This window comes from Klebsiella terrigena, assembly GCF_012029655.1.
In the GTDB taxonomy this organism is placed as follows: Bacteria; Pseudomonadota; Gammaproteobacteria; order Enterobacterales; family Enterobacteriaceae; genus Klebsiella; species Klebsiella terrigena.
This window is the reverse complement of record NZ_CP050508.1, coordinates 3,757,599-3,777,593: the sequence shown is the minus strand read 5'-3', so window position 1 is coordinate 3,777,593 and position 19,995 is coordinate 3,757,599. Positions and strand designations below refer to the sequence as shown.

Here is a 19,995-nt window from a genome sequence, read left to right as displayed (position 1 = left end):
AGCTTTGTCATCTGCGGGCTGATATTCCGTCAGCCCGCTATAATTGCGCAATTATTCTGCATTTCATTTCCGGTCGTCCGTATTTTGCATCCAATGCTCACTTTCCGTCGTATAGATGCGTATAATGCGCGGCGTTTATATTCTATGCGCCTTGCTGAAGGAGAAAAAGATGACGGCAGCTATTCCGGTAATCACCATTGATGGGCCTGGCGGTGCGGGTAAGGGAACGTTGTGCAAGGCGATGGCGGAAGCGTTAGGCTGGCATTTGCTGGATTCCGGCGCCATCTATCGCGTTCTGGCGCTGGCCGCGCTGCATCATCATGTGGATGTCGAGTCTGAAGAAGCCCTGGTGCCGCTGGCCGCGCACCTGGACGTGCGCTTTATTTCCACCGATGGCAGCCTCGAAGTTATCCTTGAAGGTGAGGACGTCAGCGCGGCAATCCGCACGCAGGAAGTGGCCAATACCGCTTCGAAAGCGGCGGCTTTTCCCCGGGTGCGTGAAGCCCTGCTGCGCCGCCAGCGTGCGTTTCGCGAACTGCCGGGTCTGATTGCCGACGGACGAGATATGGGCACCGTGGTGTTCCCCGATGCGCCGGTGAAAATTTTCCTTGATGCGTCCGCGCAAGAACGTGCGCATCGGCGCATGCTGCAGTTGCAGGAAAAGGGCTTTAGTGTTAACTTTGACCGCCTTTTATCCGAGATAAAAGAGCGTGACGACCGCGATCGTAATCGCAGCGTGGCGCCACTTGTCCCGGCTGCCGATGCTTTAGTTCTCGATTCAACGGAACTAAACATTGAGCAAGTAATTGAAAAAGCGCTACAATATGCGCGCGAGAAATTGGCAGTCGCTTAGCCGTAATCGGCAAAGCGCAGCGGCCTCCGAATTATAGCAGTACCCCCGCAGCAACGGAGTGTTAGCGGGTATGTTAAACAACCCCATCCGGCACGGAGCCAGGTGGACGTTAAATATGAAACCTGAAGATTAAACATGACTGAATCTTTTGCTCAACTATTTGAAGAATCCTTAAAAACAATCGAAACCCGTCCGGGTTCCATCGTTCGTGGTGTTGTTGTTGCTATCGACAAAGATATCGTACTGGTTGACGCCGGTCTGAAATCTGAGTCTGCCATTCCGGCAGAGCAGTTCAAAAACGCCCAGGGCGAGCTGGAAATCCAGGTCGGTGACGAAGTTGACGTTGCTCTGGATGCAGTAGAAGACGGCTTCGGTGAAACCCTGCTGTCCCGTGAAAAAGCTAAACGTCACGAAGCTTGGATCACGCTGGAAAAAGCTTACGAAGAAGCTGAAACTGTAGTCGGTGTTATCAACGGCAAAGTTAAAGGTGGCTTCACTGTTGAGCTGAATGGTATTCGCGCGTTCCTGCCGGGTTCCCTGGTTGACGTTCGTCCGGTTCGCGACACGCTGCACCTGGAAGGCAAAGAGCTTGAGTTCAAAGTAATCAAGCTGGACCAGAAGCGTAACAACGTTGTTGTTTCCCGTCGTGCGGTTATCGAATCCGAGAACAGCGCAGAACGCGATCAGCTGCTGGAAAACCTGCAGGAAGGCATGGAAGTCAAAGGTATCGTTAAGAACCTCACTGACTACGGCGCATTCGTTGATCTGGGCGGCGTCGATGGCCTGCTGCACATCACCGACATGGCGTGGAAACGCGTTAAGCACCCGAGCGAAATCGTAAACGTTGGCGACGAAATCACTGTTAAAGTGCTGAAGTTCGACCGCGAGCGTACCCGTGTATCTCTGGGCCTGAAACAGCTGGGCGAAGATCCGTGGGTAGCTATCGCTAAGCGTTATCCGGAAGGTACCAAACTGACCGGTCGCGTGACCAACCTGACCGACTACGGCTGCTTCGTAGAAATCGAAGAAGGCGTTGAAGGCCTGGTTCACGTTTCCGAAATGGATTGGACCAACAAAAACATCCACCCGTCCAAAGTTGTTAACGTTGGCGACGTAGTGGAAGTTATGGTTCTGGATATCGACGAAGAACGTCGTCGTATCTCCCTGGGCCTGAAGCAGTGCAAAAACAACCCATGGCAGCAGTTCGCGGAAACCCACAACAAGGGCGACCGTGTTGAAGGTAAAATCAAGTCTATCACTGACTTCGGTATCTTCATCGGCCTGGACGGCGGCATCGATGGCCTGGTTCACCTGTCTGACATCTCCTGGAACGTTGCAGGCGAAGAAGCAGTACGTGAATACAAAAAAGGCGACGAAATCGCAGCAGTTGTTCTGCAGGTTGACGCAGAACGTGAGCGTATCTCTCTGGGCGTTAAGCAGCTCGCAGAAGATCCGTTCAACAACTGGGTTGCACTGAACAAGAAAGGCGCAATCGTAAACGGTAAAGTCACTGCAGTTGACGCTAAAGGCGCAACCGTAGAACTGGCTGACGGCGTTGAAGGTTACCTGCGTGCTTCTGAAGCATCCCGTGACCGCGTTGAAGATGCGACTCTGGTTCTGAGCGTTGGCGATGACGTTGAAGCTAAATTCACCGGCGTTGATCGTAAAAACCGCGCAATCAGCCTGTCTGTTCGTGCGAAAGACGAAGCTGACGAGAAAGATGCAATCGCAACTGTTAACAAACAGGAAGATGCAAACTTCTCTAACAACGCAATGGCTGAAGCTTTCAAAGCAGCTAAAGGCGAGTAATCTTAGTCTTTCGGGTTACAACAACCTGAATTACGACGAGTTTACTTGACAGATTGCAGGATTCGTCCTGTAATCAAGCACAAAGGGCGGCTACGGCCGCCCTTGTTTAAAGCTGTTAGCTAATCTGGCCTTGAAGGAAACCGGAGGAAAAATGACCAAGTCAGAATTGATAGAAAGACTTGCCAGCCAGCAATCCCACATTCCCGCGAAAGCGGTTGAGGATGCTGTTAAAGAAATGCTGGAACATATGGCCTCAACGCTTGCTCAAGGTGAGCGCATTGAAATCCGCGGTTTCGGCAGCTTCTCTTTGCATTACCGAGCACCTCGCACCGGGCGTAACCCGAAAACTGGCGATAAAGTCGAACTGGAAGGCAAGTACGTTCCGCACTTTAAGCCTGGGAAAGAACTACGCGACCGCGCCAATATTTACGAAGAGTAAGTTCCGCTGAACGGCGTTAACGTACTCCGAAGATAAAAAAAGCACCTGAGGGTGCTTTTTTTATGCCCGCAATTCGACCTTCCTCGCAAACCTCTGCCTGCTCTGGCGCAACGCGCCGATATTCCCGGAAGCCGGCACCCGCGCTGCGAGCTTGCTGGATGACTATCGACTAACCCGACGCGATACTTCCCTGAAACAGGGAGGTTGGCATGCGTTTACCCCAGCTTGCGGGTTGTGCGATCGTCGGAGTCTTGCCGCTGCTGCTGCTCGCGCGGCTGCCCGAGCTGGCTACCCTGTGGTGGCTGACGGGCCTGGCGCTTGTGCCATTGCTACTGCGCTGGCGGCCCCTGCGCTTTGCGGCGCTGACGCTGCTTTTTTTCCTCTGGGGCGTGCTGAGCGCTCACCAGGTCATCTGGCCGACGCAGGCTTTACCCGGTAGCCCTCGGCGGGTAGAGGTTGAGCTGACGGCGACGGACGGGCAGACCACCCATCAGGGAAGCCTCATCCGGGTTGACGGACGGCGGCTGTTCCCGGCGCCGGGGATCGCGCTCTACGGCCAGGCGCTTCCCGAACCGCCGTGCGCGGGACAGCGCTGGATGATGACCGTCCACATTCGCCCGGTACACGGCCAGCTTAACGACGGTGGTTTTGACAGCCAGCGTTTTGCCCTGGCGCAGTCTCGCCCCGTGACCGGACGCTTCACATCCGCAGAGGCCCTTGACCTGCGCTGCAGCCGGCGCGCGGCCTATCTGCGCTCGTTAACCCGCACCCTCGATGCGCTGCCGTGGCGGTCGGTGATATTAGGATTAGGGATGGGGGAGCGGCTGGTGGTGCCGAAGGAGATTAAGCTCTTGATGCAGCAAACGGGGACCTCCCATCTGATGGCCATCTCCGGTTTACATATTGCGTTGGGCGCCATACTGGGTGGGTTACTGACTCGCGGCGCGCAGTTCTTTTTCCCCTGCCGCTGGATTGTCTGGCAGCTGCCGCTGCTGATTGGCCTGGCCTGCGCGCTGTTCTATGCCTGGCTTACCGGCATGCAGCCACCCGCGCTGCGAACCTGCGTCGCACTTGCCGTCGGCTGCGGGCTGCGGCTATCCGGCAGGCGCTGGACGTCATGGCAGATAGGGATATGCTGCGTGGGCGCTATTCTGTTTGCCGATCCGCTGGCCGTGCTATCCGACAGCCTGTGGCTCTCGGTGTTTGCCGTGGCGACGCTCATTTTTTGGTATCAGCTGGTGCCGCTGCCCCCGACATCGCGGGGCTGGCTGCTGCGCCAGCTGCTGGGGTTATGCCACCTGCAGTTCGGGCTGATGCTGCTGCTGTTGCCGATGCAGATTGTTATCTTTCACGGTATCAGCCTGACCTCGTGGCTGGCGAACCTGGTTGCCGTGCCGCTGGTCACTTTTGCCATCGTGCCCCTTATTCTGGCGGCGATGCTGCTGCACCTCTGCGGGCCTGCGCTGGTTGAGATGGCGCTATGGCTATCGGCAGATCGCCTGCTGGCGGTGCTGTTCTGGTTCCTGCGCGGGCTGCCGCAGGGCTGGCTGCCGCTGGATTCTCGCTGGACGGGCGTCAGCGCGCTGCCCTGGCTGTTGCTGCTGGTCTGGCGCTTTCACGCCTGGCGCTCGCTTCCGGCGCTGTGCCTGAGCAGCATCGTGCTGCTGAGCTGGCCCTTCTGGCGTCCGACGGTGAAGGAGGAGTGGCGGGTGACGATGCTGGACGTCGGGCAGGGGCTGGCGATGGTCATCGAACGGCAGGGAGCTGCAATCCTCTATGACACCGGCCTGGCCTGGCCCGAGGGCGACAGCGGTCAGCTGATTATCATCCCCTGGCTACGCTGGCACCATCTGCGTGTGGAAGGGATTATTTTGAGCCACGAGCATCTTGACCACCGCGGCGGCCTGAATTCGATACGCCAGATCTGGCCAGCGGCCTGGATACGCAGCCCTCTGGGGTGGGTGGGGCATCGCGCGTGCAGCAGGGGAGAGCGCTGGCGGTGGCGCGGCTTAACCTTTCGCGCGCTTTGGCCGCTGCCGGGAGCGACTGCTACCGGCAATAATCACTCCTGCGTGGTGCGCGTTGATGACGGCCAGCGCAGTATTTTGCTCACCGGTGATATCGAAGCGGTAGCAGAGCGGGCAATGCTGAGCCGCTACTGGCAGCATCTGGCGTCTACACTTATCCAGGTTCCACATCATGGCAGCAATACCTCTTCGACCATTGCGCTGCTGCAGCGCACCGGCGGCGAGGCGGCGCTGGCCTCGGTATCCCGCTATAATGCGTGGCGGATGCCCTCGGATAAGGTTGTCCAGCGCTATCGACAGCAGGGATACCGCTGGTTCGATACGGCCCATCAGGGGCAAATGACGGTTGTTTTTTCCCCAGATGGTTGGCAAATCCTTAGCTTACGAGATCAACTTTTACCTCGTTGGTATCATCAGTGGTTTGGCGAGACCGAGGATAACGGGTAGAATATGCGGCTATTTCAACATAAGCTGGTTTACTGAATGCAGAATGATAAAGATCTCTCCACGTGGCAGACCTTCCGCCGCCTCTGGCCGCTTATTGCGCCATTTAAAACCGGACTGATCGTCGCGGCAATTGCGTTAGTCTTTAACGCGGCTAGTGATACCTTCATGCTATCGCTTCTTAAACCGTTATTGGATGATGGTTTTGGTAAAACGGATCGCTCAGTGCTGCTATGGATGCCGCTGGTGGTGATTGGGCTGATGCTGCTGCGTGGCGTCACCAGCTATATTTCGAGCTACTGTATCTCGTGGGTTTCCGGCAAGGTCGTGATGACCATGCGACGCCGTTTATTCAGCCACATGATGGGGATGCCGGTCTCTTTCTTCGACAAACAGTCCACCGGTACGCTGCTGTCGCGCATCACCTATGATTCCGAGCAGGTTGCGTCCTCCTCTTCCAGCGCGCTGATCACCGTCGTGCGCGAAGGTGCGTCGATCATCGGTCTGTTTATCATGATGTTCTACTACAGCTGGCAGCTGTCGCTGATTCTGATCGTACTGGCGCCAATCGTCTCTATCGCGATCCGCGTGGTCTCGAAGCGTTTTCGTAATATCAGCAAGAATATGCAGAACACCATGGGTCAGGTGACCACCAGCGCGGAACAGATGCTCAAAGGGCATAAAGAAGTGCTGATGTTTGGCGGCCAGGCCGTAGAAACCAAGCGTTTCGATAAGGTCAGCAACAAAATGCGCCTGCAGGGGATGAAAATGGTCTCCGCATCGTCCATCTCTGACCCTATCATTCAGCTGATCGCCTCTCTGGCGCTGGCGTTTGTGCTCTACGCCGCCAGCTTCCCAAGCGTTATGGAAACGCTGACTGCCGGTACGATTACCGTGGTCTTCTCCTCGATGATCGCCCTGATGCGTCCGCTGAAGTCACTCACCAACGTCAACGCGCAGTTCCAGCGCGGGATGGCCGCCTGCCAGACGCTGTTTGCTATTCTTGATTCCGAGCAGGAAAAAGACGAAGGCAAGCTGGTTATCGAGCGCGCGAAGGGGAGCCTTGAGTTCAATAACGTCACCTTTACCTATCCTGGCCGTGAAACGCCGGCGCTGCGTAACATCAGCCTGAATATTCCGGAAGGTAAAACCGTGGCCCTGGTGGGGCGTTCGGGATCGGGTAAATCGACAATCGCGAGCCTGATCACGCGCTTTTATGATATCGATGAAGGCCAGATCCTGCTCGACGGTCACGATCTGCGCGAATACACCCTGGCCTCCCTGCGCGATCAGGTCGCCCTGGTTTCGCAAAACGTGCACCTGTTTAACGATACCGTAGCCAACAACATTGCCTACGCGCGTAACGAAGAGTACAGCCGCGAGCAGATCGAAGAGGCGGCGCGGATGGCCTATGCCATGGACTTTATCAGTAAAATGGATAACGGCCTCGATACCGTCATCGGCGAGAACGGCGTGCTGCTTTCCGGCGGCCAGCGCCAGCGTATCGCCATCGCGCGCGCGCTGCTGCGCAACAGCCCAATCCTGATCCTTGATGAGGCAACGTCGGCGCTGGATACCGAATCTGAACGCGCCATTCAGGCGGCGCTGGACGAGCTGCAGAAAAACCGCACCTCGCTGGTTATCGCCCACCGCCTGTCAACCATCGAGAAGGCCGATGAAATCGTGGTGGTCGAAGATGGACGCATCGTTGAACGCGGCAGCCACGCTGACCTGCTGGAACATCGCGGCGTGTACGCTCAGCTGCATAAAATGCAATTTGGCCAATGATCGCGCGAATCTGGTCCGGTGAGTCGCCTTTATGGCGACTGCTGCTTCCGCTCTCCTGGCTTTACGGCCTGGTGAGCGGCCTGATTCGTCTCAGCTACCGGCTGGGGCTGAAGAAGGCCTGGCGCGCGCCGGTTCCGGTTGTTGTTGTCGGAAACCTCACCGCCGGCGGTAACGGCAAGACGCCGGTTGTCATCTGGCTGGTGGAGCAGCTGCAGCAGCGCGGGATCCGCGTTGGCGTCGTTTCTCGCGGTTACGGCGGCAAGGCGGCGAGCTATCCGCTGGTGCTCAACAGCACCACCGGCACATCGGAAGCCGGCGACGAGCCGGTGCTGATTTATCAACGCACCGGCGCGCCGGTGGCGGTCTCCCCCCAGCGCAGCGAGGCGGTGCGGGCACTGCTTGCCGTACAGGATCTGCAGCTTATCGTCACCGACGATGGCCTGCAGCACTACGGGCTGGCGCGCGATAAAGAAATCGTGGTTATTGACGGCGTACGCCGCTTTGGCAACGGCTGGTGGCTACCGGCCGGGCCGATGCGCGAACGCGCCCCGCGCCTGCGCAGCGTCGACGCCATTATCGCTAACGGCGGCGTCGCGCGGCCGGGAGAGATAGCCATGCAGCTGCGCCCCGGGCAGGCGGTGAATGTGCTTAACGGCGAACGACGCGACGTGGCGAGCTTTGATAACGTCGTCGCGATGGCCGGGATTGGCCATCCGCCGCGCTTTTTTGCCACCCTCGAAAGCTGCGGCGTGCGGCCGGTAAAAACCGTGGCGCTGGCCGATCATCAGGCTCTCACCCGAGCCGACGTTGCCGCTCTGGTAACCGAGCGGCAAACGCTGCTGATGACCGAAAAAGACGCGGTGAAATGCCGGGCCTTCGCCGAAGCCAACTGGTGGTATCTGCCCGTCGACGCCATAATGACGGACGAACGCGCGCAGCGGCTGCTTACGGATCTGGCGACGCTGGCGCAACGTTAGTTTTCGCCACGCCTGCTTTCGGTGCCGCTGTATCGTGATCCTCAACGGAGAACCTGCATGTCGGTACTAATGCTTTCACTTAAAGAAGCCCGCCATCTTCACCTCGCGGCGCAGGGCCTGCTGAAAAGGCCCCGCCGTCGCGCCCGCTCTGCCGATATTCTGCACGCTATCCGCCAGATGTCGCTGCTGCAAATTGATACCATCAACGTTGTCGCCCGTAGCCCCTATCTGGTGCTTTTCAGCCGCCTTGGCAGCTATCCGCAAAGCTGGCTGGACGAGGCGCTGCGCGCGGGCGAACTCATGGAGTACTGGGCTCATGAGGCCTGCTTTTTACCGCGCAGCGATTTTTCGCTGGTGCGCCACCGCATGCTGACGCCGGATAATATGGGCTGGAAGTACCATAAGGGGTGGATGACGGAGCATGCGGATGATATTCAGCTGCTGCTGGAGCACATCGCGCAAAATGGCCCGGTACGCTCGGCCGACTTTAGCCATCCGCGTAAAGGCGCCAGCGGCTGGTGGGAGTGGAAGCCGCACAAGCGTCATCTGGAGGGGCTGTTTACCGCCGGCGAAGTAATGGTCGTGGAACGGCGCAACTTTCAGCGGGTTTACGACCTGACGCAGCGGGTGATGCCGCACTGGGATGATGAGCGCGATGCGCTGTCGCAGGCGCAGGCTGAAGAAATCATGTTGCGCAATAGCGCCCGCAGCCTGGGTATTTTCCGCCCGCAGTGGCTGGCGGACTATTATCGCCTGCGACAACCGGCGCTCGCGAGCCTGCTGGCAAACTGGCAGGAAGAGGGGCTGGTGACGGCGGTGAACGTCGAAGGGCTTGGCGATATGTGGCTGCATCAGGAGGCCTTGCAGCAGCTGGAGGCGGCGCCGGGCGGCAGGCTTTCGGCGAGCCATAGCGCGGTGCTGTCGCCGTTTGACCCGGTTGTCTGGGACCGTAAGCGCGCCGAGCAGCTGTTTAATTTTAGCTACCGTCTTGAGTGCTACACGCCGGCGCCAAAGCGCCAGTACGGCTACTTTGTGCTGCCGCTGCTGCATCAGGGCAGGCTGGTGGGCCGCATGGACAGCAAAATGCATCGCAAAACCGGGGTTCTGGAAATTTTCTCGCTATGGCTGGAAGAGGGCGTCAAGGTGACCTCTGGCCTGGAGAGCGGGCTGCAGCGGGCCATTAACGATTTCGCCCGCTGGCAGGAAGCCGAACGCGTGAGCTTCGGCCAACTGCCGCCGGAACTCTTTGCCGACCGCCGGCAGGGCTGGCAGCTCGAAGCGAGTTGAGCGCCGGCATCCGTCCGGTCGCATCGCCAAACGCCGCGCGGCAGCGGCACGTCGGCGGGCTTTCGCCCCCTTCGCCGCTAGCGCAAACGGATCCCGGAGTCAGGTATCCTGTGCTATGCTGCTGCGGAATCTATTCGGTCCATCAGGAGGAAACATGGATCACCGTTTACTTGAAATTATCGCCTGTCCTGTTTGCAACGGTAAACTCTATTACAGCCAGGATAAGCAAGAGCTGATCTGCAAAATTGACAGCCTGGCCTTTCCTCTGCGCGACGGTATTCCCGTATTGCTGGAAACCGAAGCCCGCTCGCTAGCCGTTGGAGAGAGCCACTCATGAGTTTTGTGGTCATCATTCCTGCGCGCTTTGCCTCCACGCGTTTGCCCGGCAAGCCATTGCAGGATATCAACGGCAAACCGATGATCGTCCACGTACTGGAGCGCGCGCGCGAGTCCGGGGCCGAGCGTATTATCGTCGCGACCGACCATGAAGAGGTGGCGCGCGCGGTGGAAGCCGCCGGCGGCGAAGTGTGTATGACGCGCGCCGACCACCAGTCCGGTACTGAACGCCTGGCGGAAGTTGTCGAGAAGTGCGCCTTCAGCGATGAGACGATTATCGTCAATATTCAGGGCGACGAGCCGATGATCCCGCCGGCGATTGTACGCCAGGTGGCCGAGAACCTGGCCTCCAGCACCAGCGGGATGGCGACGCTGGCGGTGCCGATCCACGATGCAGAAGAGGCGTTTAACCCAAATGCGGTGAAGGTGGTGATGGATGCCGAAGGCTACGCCCTCTACTTCTCCCGCGCCACCATTCCCTGGGATCGCGATCGCTTCGCGCAGTCTCGCGACGCCATCGGCGATTCGCTGCTGCGCCATATAGGCATCTACGGCTATCGCGCAGGCTTTATCCGCCGCTATGTCAGCTGGGCGCCGAGCCCGCTGGAGCAGATCGAAATGCTCGAGCAGCTGCGCGTGCTGTGGTACGGTGAAAAAATCCATGTCGCGGTAGCGGAAGTTGTCCCGGGCACCGGCGTCGATACGCCGGAAGATCTGGAGCGCGTTCGCGCCGAGCTGCGTTAATTCCCCGATCCCCTCCGCCAGGAGGGGATATCCTCAGGCTATTTTTCCATACTTTTCGCCGCAATTTTTGATCTCACCCGATGACAACCTCGCGACCGACGCTCATGATGAAACCAGTAGTGTTCATGAGGGTAATTCAATGGAACAGTTGCGAACCGAGCTGAGTCACCTGCTGGGCGAAAAGCTCAGCCGGGTAGAGTGCGTGAGCGAGAAGCCCTTAACGGCGCTGTGGGCGCTCTATGATGCACAGGGAAATCCGCTGCCGCTGCTGGCGAGAAGCTTCACCACGCCCGGCGTTGCGCGCCAGCTGGCGTGGAAGATATCAACCCTGGCCCGCAGCGGCTCCGTGCGTATGCCGGTGGTCTACGGCGTGATGACGCATGAGGAGCACCCCGGGCCGGACGTCCTGCTGATTGAGCGGCTGCGCGGCGTCTCCGTCGAAGCTCCGGCCCGCACCCCCCAGCGCTGGGAGCAGCTGCAGGAGCAGATCGTCGAAGCGCTGCTGTCGTGGCACCGTCAGGATAGCGGCGGCTGCGTCGGGGTGGTGGATTGTACGCAGGAAAATCTGTGGCCAAACTGGTACCGCCAGCGGGTGGAGGTCCTGTGGGGAACGCTTAACCTTTATCAGGATACCGGCCTGACGATGCAGGACAAGCGGATCCTCTTCCGGGCGCGCGAGTGCCTTGGCGAATTATTTAAAGACTTCAACGACAACTGCGTGCTGGTGCACGGCAGCTTCACGCTGCGCAGCATGCTGAAGGACGCGCGTAGCGACCAGCTGCTGGCCATGGTGGGGCCGGGGATGATGCTGTGGGCTCCGCGTGAATATGAGCTGTTTCGCCTCTGCGACGGCGGCCAGGCGGAACAGCTGCTGTGGCACTATCTGCACCGCGCGCCGGTCGCGGAATCCTTCCTCTGGCGGCGCTGGCTCTATCTGCTGTGGGACGAGGTCGACAGCCTGGTCAACACCGGGCGCTTCGATCGCGCCCGCTTTGATTTGGCCGCGAAATCACTCCTGCCCTGGCTCGCCTGACGCGCCTTTGAGCCACTGCCAGATGCGCCCCAGCGTTTCATAGCCGACGCGATCGCTGTGCATCAGCCAGAAGGGCGACGGGATTGCGCGCTCCCAGGGATTTAGCGGCGATTCGATAGCCAGCTGGTTGGCCGGCGCCGGCAGCGGGTTTAGCCCGGCATTGCGGAAGAAGATCATCGCTCGCGGCAGGTGCGACGCGGAGGTGACCAGCAGGAAGGGCGCATCGCCAATCGCCTGTTTTACCGCCTGAGCCTCTTCTTCCGTGTCCTTTGGCCGATCGAGGACGATAATATCGCTGGCCGGCACGCCGAGGCTTTCCGCCACGCGGGCTCCCGCCAGCGCGGTGCTGACCGGGTTAGTTTTGGCGGCCGCGCCGGTGAAAATAAGCTTCGACCCCGGATTCTCATGCCACAGGCGGATCCCTTCGGTCAGCCGCGGCAGGCTGTTGTTAATCAGGTTCGAGCTGGGCGCCCACGCCGGATTCCACGTATACCCGCCGCCGAGTACCACCACATACTGAACCTTTTCGCCGCCGCGCCATGTCGGATAGGTATCTTCAATCGGCTTGAGCAAGCTGTCGGCCACCGGCTGCAGGCTGAGCAGGGCAAGCACCAGCCAGCCGATGCTGACGCAGGCCTTGCCGGTTTTTTGAAAACGGCTAAACCACAGTAGCGCAATGCCGAAAGCTATCAGCATCAGCAGCAGGGGAAGGGGCAGCATCATGCCGCCCAAATACTTTTTCAGCGTAAAAAGCATGCCAGATGGGTCCTTTTTAACCACATAACCAAACTTATGCCCCGATCTTATAACAGATCGCTTCACTCTCAGCGCGGGTATGACAAAATAGCGGCTTTGTGTTGGCTTGTGGAGTCGCCCGTGCAGGATCGCAATTTCGATGACATTGCCGAAAAGTTTTCGCGCAATATATACGGCACTACCAAGGGCGAACTGCGCCAGGCTATCCTCTGGCAGGATCTGCAGCCGCTGCTGGATCGGCTGGGTCCCGGGCCGCTGCGCGTTCTTGACGCCGGCGGCGGCGAGGGGCAAACGGCGGTAAAGGTGGCGCAGATGGGCCATCACGTCACGCTCTGCGATCTTTCTGCCGAGATGGTTGCCCGCGCCCGACAGGCGGCAGTCGATAAAGGTGTGATCGACAACATGCATTTTGTACAATGCGCGGCTCAGGATATTGAGCAGCATTTGGAAAGCCCGGTCGATCTGATACTGTTTCATGCGGTGCTGGAATGGGTGGCCGAGCCTCAGGAGATGCTGCAGGCGCTGTGGTCGGTGCTGCGTCCCGGCGGCGCGCTGTCGCTAATGTTCTACAATGCTAACGGTCTGCTGATGCACAACATGGTTGTCGGAAACTTCGATTACGTGCAGATCGGGATGCCAAAAAAGAAAAAACGCACGCTATCGCCGGACTATCCGCGTTCCCCGGAGCAGGTGTACGGCTGGCTGGAAGAGCAGGGCTGGCAAATTACCGGTAAAACCGGCGTGCGGGTGTTTCATGACTATCTGCGTGAAAAACGCAGACAGCGCGACAATTTTGCGGCGCTGCTGGAGCTGGAGACGCGCTACTGTCGCCAGGAGCCGTATATTAGCCTGGGTCGCTATATTCACGTCACCGCGATGAAGAACCAGGCTCAGAGCTGCAGATGCAAGGATAAAGTATGAGTGAATTTTCCCAGACAGTCCCCGAACTGGTTGCCTGGGCCAGAAAAAATGATTTTTCTATTTCGCTGCCGGTCGACAGACTCTCTTTTCTGCTGGCGGTTGCCACGCTGAACGGCGAGCGGCTTGAAGGGGAAATGACCGAGGGAGAACTGGTGGACGCGTTCCGCCACGTTAGTGATGCGTTTGAGCAGACCAGCGAAACCATCAGCCAGCGCGCCAATAACGCGATTAACGATATGGTGCGCCAGCGTCTGCTGAACCGCTTTACCAGCGAACTCACGGAAGGCAACGCCATTTATCGCCTGACGCCGTTAGGTATTGGCATTACCGACTACTATATTCGCCAGCGCGAGTTCTCCACGCTGCGCCTGTCGATGCAGCTCTCGATCGTCGCCGGCGAGCTCAAGCGCGCCGCCGATTCTGCGGAAGAGGGCGGCGACGAGTTTCACTGGCATCGTAACGTCTTCGCGCCGCTGAAATATTCGGTCGCGGAAATTTTTGACAGCATCGATCTGACCCAGAGGATCATGGATGAACAGCAGCAGCTGGTGAAGGACGACATCGCCCAGCTGCTGAACAAAGACTGGCGAGCGGCGATCTCCAGCTGCGAGCTGCTGCTTTCGGAAACCTCCGGGACGCTGCGCGAACTGCAGGATACGCTGGACGCGGCGGGCGATAAGCTGCAGGCTAACCTGCTGCGGATCCAGGACGCGACTATCGCGCGGGACGACCTGCATTTTGTCGATCGCCTGGTGTTCGATCTGCAAAGCAAGCTGGATCGTATCGTAAGCTGGGGCCAGCAGGCCATCGACCTGTGGATCGGCTACGATCGCCACGTGCACAAGTTTATCCGTACCGCCATTGATATGGATAAAAACCGCGTCTTTGCTCAGCGTCTACGCCAGTCGGTGCAGACCTACTTCGATGCGCCGTGGGCCCTGACCCACGCCAGCGCCGACCGCCTGCTCGATATGCGTGATGAAGAGATGGCGCTGCTCGACGAAGAGGTCACCGGGGAGCTCCCTGAGGATCTGGAGTACGAAGAGTTTAATGAGATCCGTGAACAGCTGGCGGCCCTGATTGAAGCGCAGCTGGTTATCTATAAAGACAAAGGTCTGCCGCTGGACCTCGGCCTGGTCGTTCGCGAGTATCTGGCGCAGTATCCGCGCGCGCGGCACTTCGATGTGGCGAGAATCGTCGTCGATCAGGCGGTACGTTTGGGCGTAGCGCAAGCAGATTTCACCGGACTGCCGGCACAATGGCAGCCGATTAATGATTACGGAGCCAAGGTACAGGCGCATGTCATCGACAAATATTGAACAAGTGATGCCAGTTAAGCTGGCGCTGGCGTTGGGCAATCCGTTATTTCCGGCGCTGGATAGCGCCCTGCGTGCGGGCCGTCATATCGGCCTGGACGAACTGGATAATCACGCATTTTTGATGGATTTTCAGGACTACCTGGAAGAGTTTTACGCTCGCTATAACGTTGAGCTGATTCGCGCGCCGGAAGGGTTCTTCTACCTGCGTCCGCGCTCCACCACGCTGATCCCGCGCTCGGTGCTGTCAGAGCTGGATATGATGGTCGGCAAAATTCTCTGCTACCTCTATCTTAGCCCGGAGCGTCTGGCGAATGAGGGGATCTTCACCCAGCAGGAGCTCTATGACGAGCTGCTGAGCCTGGCGGACGAAGCCAAGCTGCTGAAGCTGGTGAATAACCGCTCCACCGGCTCCGACCTCGACAGGCAGAAGCTGCAGGAAAAAATGCGCGCGTCGCTTAACCGCCTGCGCCGTCTCGGCATGGTGTGGTTTATGGGCCATGACAGCAGCAAATTCCGCATAACCGAATCGGTGTTCCGCTTCGGCGCTGACGTTCGCGCCGGCGACGATCCGCGCGAGGCGCAGAAGCGCCTGATCCGCGACGGCGAAGCGATGGCGCTGGAGAATCACCTGCAGCTCAACGATGAGAATGAAGAGAATCAGCCGGATAGCGGGGAGGAAGAGTAATGATCGAACGCGGTAAATTTCGCTCGCTAACGCTGGTTAACTGGAACGGCTTTTTTGCCCGAACGTTTGACCTGGATGAACTGGTTACCACGCTTTCTGGGGGGAACGGCGCCGGGAAATCAACCACCATGGCGGCCTTCGTCACGGCCCTGATCCCGGACCTGACCCTGCTGCACTTCCGTAACACCACCGAAGCAGGCGCCACCAGCGGCTCGCGCGATAAGGGCCTGCACGGCAAGCTGCGCGCCGGGGTGTGCTACTCGGTGCTGGACGTTATCAACTCTCACCACCAGCGGGTGGTGGTGGGCGTACGCCTGCAGCAGATCGCCGGTCGCGATCGCAAAGTGGATATTAAGCCGTTTGCTATTCAGGGCCTACCGGACGCTATCCAACCGACGCAGCTGCTGACGGAAACCCTTAACGAACGCCAGGCGCGCGTCCTGAGCCTCAACGAGCTGAAAGATAAGCTGGAAGAGATCGAAGGGGTGCAGTTCAAGCAGTTCAACTCGATAACCGACTACCACTCGCTGATGTTCGACCTGGGCGTGGTCGCCCGTCGTCTGCGCTCGGCCTCTGACCGTAGCAAATACTATCGCCTGATCGAAGCCTCGCTGTACGGCGGGATCTCCAACACCATTACCCGCTCGCTGCGCGACTACCTGCTGCCGGAAAACAGCGGCGTGCGCAAGGCGTTCCAGGATATGGAAGCCGCGCTGCGTGAAAACCGCATGACCCTGGAGGCGATTCGCGTCACGCAGTCCGACCGCGATCTGTTTAAGCACCTGATCAGCGAGGCCACCAACTACGTGGCGGCGGACTACATGCGTCACGCCAACGAGCGTCGCGTCCATCTGGATAAGGCGCTGGAGTATCGCCGCGATCTGTTCACCTCCCGCGCACAGCTGGCGGCAGAGCAGTATAAGCACGTCGATATGGCCCGCGAGCTGCAGGAGCATAACGGGGCAGAAGGCGATCTTGAGGCCGACTATCAGGCCGCCAGCGATCATCTGAACCTGGTGCAAACCGCGCTTCGCCAGCAGGAAAAAATCGAGCGCTACGAAGCGGATCTCGATGAGCTGCAGATCCGTCTTGAAGAGCAGAACGAAGTGGTGGCGGAAGCGACCGATCTGCAGGAAGAGAACGAGGCTCGTGCGGAAGCCGCAGAGCTGGAAGTGGATGAGCTGAAAAGCCAGCTTGCCGACTACCAGCAGGCGCTGGACGTCCAGCAGACCCGCGCGATCCAGTACAACCAGGCGCTGCAGGCCTTAGACCGTGCGAAGGCGCTGTGCCATCTGCCGGATTTAACTGCGGAAAGCGCCGGCGAGTGGCTGGAAACCTTCCAGGCGAAGGAGCAGGAAGCGACGGAGAAAATGCTGTCGCTGGAACAAAAAATGAGCGTTGCGCAAACTGCGCACGGTCAGTTTGAGCAGGCTTTCCAGCTGGTGGTGGCTATCAACGGCCCGCTGGCGCGTAATGAAGCCTGGAACGTGGCGCGCGAGCTGCTGCGCGACGGCGTCAACCAGCGCCATCACGCCGAACAGGCTGCGGGGCTGCGTAGCCGCCTGACCGAGCTGGAGCAGCGCCTGCGCGAGCAGCAGGAAGCTGAACGCCAGCTCAACGAATTCTGCAAGCGCCAGGGCAAGCGTTACGATATTGACCGCCTGGAAACGCTGCACGAGGAGCTGGAAGCGCGAATTGCCTCCTTGTCCGACGGCGTCTCCTCCGCCAGCGAACAGCGAATGACGCTGCGTCAGGAGCTGGAGCAGCTGCAGTCCCGTACCCAGACGCTGCTGCGTCGGGCGCCGATCTGGCTGGCGGCGCAGAACAGCCTCAGCCAGCTTTGCGAGCAGAGCGGCCAGCAGTTTGAATCAAGCCAGGACGTGACCGAATATCTCCAGCAGCTGCTGGAGCGCGAGCGCGAGGCTATCGTTGAGCGCGACGAAGTCGGCGCGCGTAAGCGGGCCATTGATGAAGAGATTGAGCGTCTTAGCCAACCGGGCGGCTCGGAAGATCCGCGGCTGAATGCCCTGGCTGAGCGCTTTGGCGGCGTGCTGTTGTCAGAAATTTATGACGACGTTAGCCTCGAAGATGCGCCGTACTTCTCGGCCCTGTACGGCCCGTCGCGCCATGCCATCGTGGTTCCCGACCTGTCGCAGCTCACCGGGCAGCTTGAAGGCCTGGAGGATTGCCCGGAAGATCTCTACCTGATCGAAGGCGATCCGCAGTCGTTCGATGACAGCGTCTTTAGCGTTGATGAGCTGGAAAAAGCGGTGGTCGTCAAGGTTGCCGATCGCCAGTGGCGCTACTCGCGCTTCCCGACGCTGCCGCTGTTTGGCCGCGCCGCCCGTGAAAGCCGTATTGAAAGCCTGCACGCCGAGCGGGAAGATCTCTCCGAGCGTTTTGCGACCCTGTCGTTCGACGTGCAGAAGACCCAGCGTCAGCACCAGGCCTTCAGCCGCTTTATCGGCAGCCATCTGGCGGTGGCCTTTGAAGACGATCCGGAAGAAGAGATCCGTAAGCTGAACGGCCGCCGCGGCGAGCTGGAGCGGGCGCTTAACGCGCACGAGAGCGATAACCAGCAGAACCGGGTGCAGTACGAGCAGGCGAAAGAGGGCGTTTCCGCGCTTAACCGCCTGCTGCCGCGCCTTAGCCTGCTGGCGGACGATACGCTGGCCGATCGCGTCGACGAAATTCAGGAGCGCCTGGACGAAGCCGAGGAAGCGGCTCGCTTTATCCAGCAGCATGGCAATCAGCTGGCGAAGCTGGAACCGATGCTCTCGGTACTGCAGAGCGATCCGGAGCAGTTCGAGCAGCTGAAAGAAGATTACGCTTACTCGCAGCAAACCCAGCGTGAAGCGCGCCAGCAGGCGTTTGCGCTCAGCGAAGTCGTGCAGCGTCGCGCTCACTTTAGCTACTCTGATTCCGCCGAGATGCTCAGCGGCAACAGCGATCTCAACGAAAAACTGCGCCAGCGTCTGGAGCAGGCGGAGGGCGAACGCAGCCGGGCTCGTGACGCCACGCGTACGCATACCGCGCAGCTGAACCAGTACAACCAGGTTCTGGCCTCGCTGAAAAGCTCGTATGACACCAAAAAAGAGCTGCTGGGCGATCTGTATAAAGAGCTGCAGGATATCGGCGTGCGCGCCGATAGCGGGGCGGAAGAGCGCGCCCGCGTGCGTCGTGATGAGCTGCATACGCGTCTGAGCAATAACCGCTCGCGGCGCAATCAGCTGGAAAAAGCCCTGACCTTCTGCGAAGCGGAGATGGACAACCTGACCCGCAGGCTGCGCAAGCTTGAGCGTGATTACTGCGAAATGCGTGAGCAGGTTGTCAGCGCCAAAGCCGGCTGGTGTGCGGTGATGCGGCTGGTGAAAGACAACGGCGTTGAGCGCCGACTGCACCGTCGCGAGCTGGCCTACCTCTCGGCAGATGAGCTGCGTTCGATGTCGGATAAAGCGCTCGGCGCGCTGCGTCTGGCGGTTTCCGATAACGAACACCTGCGTGACGTGCTGCGAGTCTCTGAAGATCCGAAGCGTCCTGAGCGCAAAATTCAGTTCTTCGTCGCCGTCTACCAGCACCTGCGCGAGCGTATCCGTCAGGATATTATCCGCACCGACGACCCGGTCGAGGCGATTGAGCAGATGGAGATCGAGCTCAGCCGTCTGACCGAAGAGCTGACCAACCGCGAGCAGAAGCTGGCGATCAGCTCCCGCAGCGTGGCCAATATCATCCGCAAGACCATTCAGCGCGAGCAGAACCGTATTCGGATGCTCAACCAGGGTCTGCAGAGCGTCTCCTTTGGTCAGGTCAACAGCGTGCGTCTCAACGTCAACGTGCGGGAAACCCACTCGACGCTGCTCGACGTGCTGTCTGAACAGCATGAGCAGCATCAGGATCTGTTCAACAGCAACCGCCTGACCTTCTCGGAAGCGCTGGCGAAGCTCTATCAGCGCCTCAATCCGCAGATTGATATGGGCCAGCGTACCCCGCAAACCATCGGCGAAGAGCTGCTGGATTACCGCAACTATCTGGAGATGGAAGTGGAAGTTAACCGTGGCTCCGACGGCTGGCTGCGCGCGGAGTCCGGCGCGCTGTCGACCGGGGAAGCGATCGGTACCGGGATGTCGATTCTGGTGATGGTCGTTCAGAGCTGGGAAGACGAGTCCCGCCGCCTGCGCGGTAAAGACCTGTCGCCGTGCCGTCTGCTGTTCCTCGACGAAGCGGCGCGTCTTGACGCCCGCTCTATCGCCACCCTGTTTGAGCTGTGCGAACGTCTGGAAATGCAGCTGATTATTGCCGCCCCGGAAAATATCAGTCCGGAAAAAGGCACCACCTATAAGCTGGTGCGTAAGGTGTTCAATAACCATGAGCACGTGCACGTGGTTGGCCTGCGCGGTTTCGCGGCCCAGCTGCCCCAAACGCTGCCGGGCACGGCGGACGCTTCCTGACCGATCTGCTGCGGTAGGGAGTGAGTAGTCTAAAAGGGCGACATGATGTCGCCCTTTTTGTTAGCCGGTATGATGTGTTAACGTTGTATAATCTTTAAACTTCTTTACATTTGGGAAGGCAAAAGCGTT

At 59.1% G+C, this 19,995-nt stretch carries 15 protein-coding genes; 14 read left to right on the top strand and 1 reads right to left on the bottom strand.

Translation table 11 applies throughout. The features are described from left to right. Positions 1-169 precede the first annotated feature (169 nt). The 10 genes from cmk (at position 170) to HCK03_RS17735 (ending at position 11,737) form a co-directional block, all read left to right on the top strand. Entirely contained in the window at positions 170-853 is a 684-nt protein-coding gene (gene cmk / locus HCK03_RS17780) for a (d)CMP kinase (RefSeq protein WP_041144795.1), read from the top strand. A 135-nt stretch (positions 854-988) separates the two neighbouring features. Further along, the gene (gene rpsA, locus HCK03_RS17775; RefSeq protein WP_004860074.1) at positions 989-2,662 is read left to right on the top strand and encodes a 30S ribosomal protein S1; all 1,674 of its coding nucleotides are present in this window, start codon (positions 989-991) and stop codon (positions 2,660-2,662) included. Between the two features lie 151 nt (positions 2,663-2,813). Further along, positions 2,814-3,101, top strand: coding sequence for an integration host factor subunit beta (ihfB, locus tag HCK03_RS17770; protein WP_004100704.1), 288 nt, complete (start codon positions 2,814-2,816; stop codon positions 3,099-3,101). Positions 3,102-3,310: 209 nt separating this feature from the next. Further along, complete coding sequence (locus HCK03_RS17765) at positions 3,311-5,575, top strand: ComEC family protein (RefSeq protein WP_167691978.1); 2,265 nt, start codon at positions 3,311-3,313, stop codon at positions 5,573-5,575. A gap of 36 nt (positions 5,576-5,611) precedes the next feature. Continuing rightward, complete coding sequence (gene msbA, locus HCK03_RS17760; protein WP_041144797.1) at positions 5,612-7,360, top strand: lipid A ABC transporter ATP-binding protein/permease MsbA; 1,749 nt, start codon at positions 5,612-5,614, stop codon at positions 7,358-7,360. Next, complete coding sequence (gene lpxK / locus HCK03_RS17755) at positions 7,357-8,337, top strand: tetraacyldisaccharide 4'-kinase (RefSeq protein ID WP_167691977.1); 981 nt, start codon at positions 7,357-7,359, stop codon at positions 8,335-8,337. Before msbA ends, lpxK begins: the two co-directional genes overlap by 4 nt. Positions 8,338-8,394: 57 nt before the next feature. Then, entirely contained in the window at positions 8,395-9,624 is a 1,230-nt protein-coding gene (locus HCK03_RS17750) for a winged helix-turn-helix domain-containing protein (protein ID WP_167691976.1), read from the top strand. A 154-nt stretch (positions 9,625-9,778) separates the two neighbouring features. Then, complete coding sequence (ycaR, locus tag HCK03_RS17745) at positions 9,779-9,961, top strand: protein YcaR (RefSeq protein WP_041144800.1); 183 nt, start codon at positions 9,779-9,781, stop codon at positions 9,959-9,961. Beyond that, positions 9,958-10,704 carry a 3-deoxy-manno-octulosonate cytidylyltransferase gene (gene kdsB / locus HCK03_RS17740; protein WP_041144801.1) on the top strand — a complete coding sequence of 249 codons (747 nt, stop codon included), beginning with the start codon at positions 9,958-9,960 and terminating at the stop codon, positions 10,702-10,704. The genes ycaR and kdsB overlap by 4 nt, the downstream gene beginning before the upstream one ends. Before the next feature lie 139 nt (positions 10,705-10,843). Continuing rightward, positions 10,844-11,737 carry a YcbJ family phosphotransferase gene (locus tag HCK03_RS17735; protein ID WP_041144802.1) on the top strand — a complete coding sequence of 298 codons (894 nt, stop codon included), beginning with the start codon at positions 10,844-10,846 and terminating at the stop codon, positions 11,735-11,737. Here the strand turns inward: HCK03_RS17735 and elyC are convergent. Further along, on the bottom strand, positions 11,714-12,493 hold the full coding sequence (gene elyC, locus HCK03_RS17730; RefSeq protein WP_115193231.1) for an envelope biogenesis factor ElyC: 780 nt from the start codon (positions 12,491-12,493) through the stop codon (positions 11,714-11,716). The genes HCK03_RS17735 and elyC overlap by 24 nt on opposite strands. Positions 12,494-12,613: 120 nt before the next feature. Between elyC and cmoM the strand changes: the two genes are divergently transcribed. Genes cmoM through mukB form a run of 4 tightly spaced genes read left to right on the top strand, consistent with a single transcriptional unit; the run spans position 12,614 to position 19,866 of the window. Further along, complete coding sequence (gene cmoM / locus HCK03_RS17725; protein WP_041144804.1) at positions 12,614-13,414, top strand: tRNA uridine 5-oxyacetic acid(34) methyltransferase CmoM; 801 nt, start codon at positions 12,614-12,616, stop codon at positions 13,412-13,414. Beyond that, entirely contained in the window at positions 13,411-14,733 is a 1,323-nt protein-coding gene (gene mukF, locus HCK03_RS17720; RefSeq protein ID WP_041144805.1) for a chromosome partition protein MukF, read from the top strand. Before cmoM ends, mukF begins: the two co-directional genes overlap by 4 nt. Beyond that, positions 14,714-15,418 carry a chromosome partition protein MukE gene (gene mukE, locus HCK03_RS17715; protein WP_041144806.1) on the top strand — a complete coding sequence of 235 codons (705 nt, stop codon included), beginning with the start codon at positions 14,714-14,716 and terminating at the stop codon, positions 15,416-15,418. The genes mukF and mukE overlap by 20 nt, the downstream gene beginning before the upstream one ends. Further along, positions 15,418-19,866 carry a chromosome partition protein MukB gene (gene mukB / locus HCK03_RS17710; RefSeq protein ID WP_115193230.1) on the top strand — a complete coding sequence of 1,483 codons (4,449 nt, stop codon included), beginning with the start codon at positions 15,418-15,420 and terminating at the stop codon, positions 19,864-19,866. Before mukE ends, mukB begins: the two co-directional genes overlap by 1 nt. The last annotated feature ends 129 nt before the right edge of the window (positions 19,867-19,995 follow it).

Bases quoted from the DNA above. Each gene is read 5' to 3' on its own strand.
- cmk (WP_041144795.1), top strand. From the start codon at position 170: ATGACGGCAGCTATTCCGGTAATCACCATTGATGGGCCTGGCGGTGCG.
- rpsA (WP_004860074.1), top strand. From the start codon at position 989: ATGACTGAATCTTTTGCTCAACTATTTGAAGAATCCTTAAAAACAATC.
- ihfB (WP_004100704.1), top strand. From the start codon at position 2,814: ATGACCAAGTCAGAATTGATAGAAAGACTTGCCAGCCAGCAATCCCAC.
- HCK03_RS17765 (WP_167691978.1), top strand. From the start codon at position 3,311: ATGCGTTTACCCCAGCTTGCGGGTTGTGCGATCGTCGGAGTCTTGCCG.
- msbA (WP_041144797.1), top strand. From the start codon at position 5,612: ATGCAGAATGATAAAGATCTCTCCACGTGGCAGACCTTCCGCCGCCTC.
- lpxK (WP_167691977.1), top strand. From the start codon at position 7,357: ATGATCGCGCGAATCTGGTCCGGTGAGTCGCCTTTATGGCGACTGCTG.
- HCK03_RS17750 (WP_167691976.1), top strand. From the start codon at position 8,395: ATGTCGGTACTAATGCTTTCACTTAAAGAAGCCCGCCATCTTCACCTC.
- ycaR (WP_041144800.1), top strand. From the start codon at position 9,779: ATGGATCACCGTTTACTTGAAATTATCGCCTGTCCTGTTTGCAACGGT.
- kdsB (WP_041144801.1), top strand. From the start codon at position 9,958: ATGAGTTTTGTGGTCATCATTCCTGCGCGCTTTGCCTCCACGCGTTTG.
- HCK03_RS17735 (WP_041144802.1), top strand. From the start codon at position 10,844: ATGGAACAGTTGCGAACCGAGCTGAGTCACCTGCTGGGCGAAAAGCTC.
- elyC (WP_115193231.1), bottom strand. From the start codon at position 12,493: ATGCTTTTTACGCTGAAAAAGTATTTGGGCGGCATGATGCTGCCCCTT.
- mukF (WP_041144805.1), top strand. From the start codon at position 13,411: ATGAGTGAATTTTCCCAGACAGTCCCCGAACTGGTTGCCTGGGCCAGA.
- mukE (WP_041144806.1), top strand. From the start codon at position 14,714: ATGTCATCGACAAATATTGAACAAGTGATGCCAGTTAAGCTGGCGCTG.
- mukB (WP_115193230.1), top strand. From the start codon at position 15,418: ATGATCGAACGCGGTAAATTTCGCTCGCTAACGCTGGTTAACTGGAAC.